Genomic DNA, 2,830 nt, shown 5'->3' on the forward strand with positions numbered 1-2,830 from the left:
ACATGTTATATTGTTTTTATCAAGACACAAATTCATCTTAATCACCTAACTTATTTCTACCAATTACAGTGAACGCTCCCGCACGGTTAAGTGGGAGCATGTTACCGTTAATCAAATACAAGTCACCACCCTCACAGGCGGGAATCTTATCCAGGTTTTCTAACTGTCTAATATCGTTTGCGCTCATCCAACCGTTTTGACGAGCGGTAGCATAACCATTCATACGACTCTGATAGTCTCCTCGAAGAAGACCATCCACGTTAAACTTCACATAATAAGTTTCTTTCTCCTTATCAGTAAAAAGCCGCCTCGTAATAGACTGTTCAAAACGCGCCACCCAAGGATCCAGCGTGTATTTCACAAACTCCAGCGACTGCTGCTCAATATTAGAAAAACTTGATTTTTCTAAATCACCAACCATGTGTGGTGGGACTCTAAAAATACGAGCGATTTCGTTAATCTGAAACTTACGAGTTTCAAGAAACTGCGCTTCGTTAGGCGAAATAGAAATAGGCGTATACTTCATGCCTTCCTCTAAAATCGCTATCTTATGCGAGTTAGAACCCGAGAACCCCCTATTCCAACTATCCCTCATACCAGACGGATCTTTTACTGTACCGGGGTATTCCAAGATTCCGCTTGGTGTAGCACCGTTAGCGAAAAACGATGCACCATACTCTTCCGTAGCTATTGCCATGCCGATAGCGTTTTTTGCCATCGCAATAGGCGAATAGCCAACAAGACCGTCAAAACCAAGACCGGGAATATGAAGCACGTCAAATGGTTTAAGTTTCACACTCGTTTCTTTACCCGCTAAAACATCACTATCATTTAACGTATACTCGTAAAAAATTTGACCGTTCTCATCCCGGTCAACTCTCATACGATCAGGCATTAAAGGGTATAAGCCTAAAACCTCGCGTCCTGGAATGCTTTTCTAAAATTCAACCCCTCCGTGTCAGCATGAAACACGTAGATAGACGCATCATCTGCCATCGCCTGCTCCATGTTCACGAACGAGTTGAAAAGAAACTGGTAAAACTTATCATTCTCCATATTATCGTTTTTAATTTTCCCAGCAGCACCCTCATAGTTCACGTTATAAGGCGGATCAGTAACCACCAGATTCACTTTAGTATCCTCAAGAAGCGTCTTAAATGTTTCTAACTTAGTAGCATCACCGCAAATAACACGATGCTTACCAAGCGTCCAAATGTCACCTGTTTTAGAAAAACACGGTTCTTCCAGCTCTTTTTCAACATCAAAATCATCATCGCTTACGTCTTTATCGGCATCAAAAATACTGGAAAGCTCCACCTCGTCAAACCCGAGAAGATCAAGGTTAAAATCAGCTCCTTCAAGCTCTGACAACTCGACAGCTAAAAGCTCACTATCCCAGCCGGCGTTAAGTGAAAGCTTATTATCCGCGATAATATAAGCACGTTTTTGTGTTTCAGTTAAATGGTTTTCTTTCACGCACGGAACTTTTTTAAGACCCAGTTTTAATGCCGCGGCAAGCCTGCCATGCCCTGCGAGAATCGTATTATCTTCCGCCACTAGAATTGGGGATAGAAAACCAAACTCGCGAATACTTGCCGCTATCTGAGCCACTTGTGCCTGAGAGTGAGTGCGAGCGTTTCTCACATACGGGATAAGCTCACTTACGTCAGCCAAATAATACTGCATTTCTTTTTCCATAAGCTTTCCTCCCGTTAGAAAAGACCCCAGCAAGCCAGCTTTTCAAAACCACCCACCGAGTCAATATAATCTTTCGCAATTTTCACAATCTGCGAATACGGTTTACCATCAACCATTTCATCCCCGATAGCACAAGAAAACTCAACAACCCGACCGGTTTCCTGTGCTTTCAAAAACGCGTAAATGTTAACCGACACGTCAGCTTTCGTAAGATCCTTACCATGCAATCCGCCGCCCGTAACAGCATCAGCCATGTCTGACCCGAGTTTTCGGTTAACCGCTCCCGTATCCACGCTGATACCACCAGTCCAGTCGCCTAAAGGATTAACAAACGCATTCGGATAGTCTTTCAATACGTCTTCTCGTTTAGCGTGAGACTGGCAGATGATAAGCTTTTCACCATCAAGAACATACTTGCCGTCATACGGATACTTTTCATAAACCTTTCGAGCAATAGCCGAGAGTTTCTTTTGTTCGTCTGTTAGTGGTACGCCTTTAAAAATCCCGTTATCAGCGCAACGAACCATACCATCCTGGTTTCGGCTTAAACGCTTATCCTGCGGCACAACCGTAATATCAATCTTTACTTTCCCAGGGCTTAAACGATGGATAATATTTTTAATATCCTTAAACTTAAACATCACCGTGCTTTCAATACACACGGCACACTTACCATGCCCGAGCATCACTTCAACAGCAATCTTCGGATTCTCATCCAGCTTGTAAGCCAGATCAACAATTGCTCCAGCAATACGATCCGCAATCTTGTCAACATGTGACGGGTTTACTTTTTCTATCATAATTTTTCTCCTTATATGTTTTTACGTGTAATAAGCAGGCGTTCTGTAGCGGTCGGAGCGATGGAGAGAACATACAAAAAGAGCCGGTACTCTAGGTGAAGTACCGGCTTTCTTAACTGAAAATAACCATAGGAAAATAGAGGTACTTCACATAGCACCCCACGGAATAAACCCGTAGAGACTCTACGATGTATCTCATCGCCCTATAGCTAATCAGGCTTTGTGATTTAAATTTGATGTTCTCAACCTATGCAACGATATTCATTTCATTAGTTGAAATCACATCAGAGTTATTGATTAACTCTGAATTAAATATAATCAAGCTGTCTCTT

Annotated in this window: 1 protein-coding gene and 2 pseudogenes; all 3 read right to left on the reverse strand. The window is 42.4% G+C overall.

Annotated features, from left to right (window positions below; genetic code table 11):
• Window positions 1-37: 37 nt before the first annotated feature.
• A pseudogene (locus A5295_RS05800) lies at window positions 38-919 on the reverse strand (phage portal protein); the annotation flags it as partial.
• Window positions 919-1,698 (reverse strand): annotated as a pseudogene (locus A5295_RS05805) (ParB N-terminal domain-containing protein); the annotation flags it as partial. The pseudogenes A5295_RS05800 and A5295_RS05805, both read right to left, overlap by 1 nt.
• A gap of 14 nt (window positions 1,699-1,712) precedes the next feature.
• Window positions 1,713-2,498: an S-adenosylmethionine synthetase N-terminal domain-containing protein gene (locus tag A5295_RS05810; protein ID WP_064622140.1), complete on the reverse strand. Its 786-nt coding sequence runs from the start codon at window positions 2,496-2,498 to the stop codon at window positions 1,713-1,715.
• Window positions 2,499-2,830 lie beyond the last annotated feature (332 nt).

It is taken from the genome of Gardnerella sp. 26-12, assembly GCF_001660745.1.
Taxonomy (GTDB): Bacteria; Actinomycetota; Actinomycetes; order Actinomycetales; family Bifidobacteriaceae; genus Bifidobacterium; species Bifidobacterium swidsinskii.

Excerpts from the sequence above, each read along its gene's own strand:
- A5295_RS05810 (WP_064622140.1), bottom strand. The coding sequence starts at position 2,498 with ATGATAGAAAAAGTAAACCCGTCACATGTTGACAAGATTGCGGATCGT.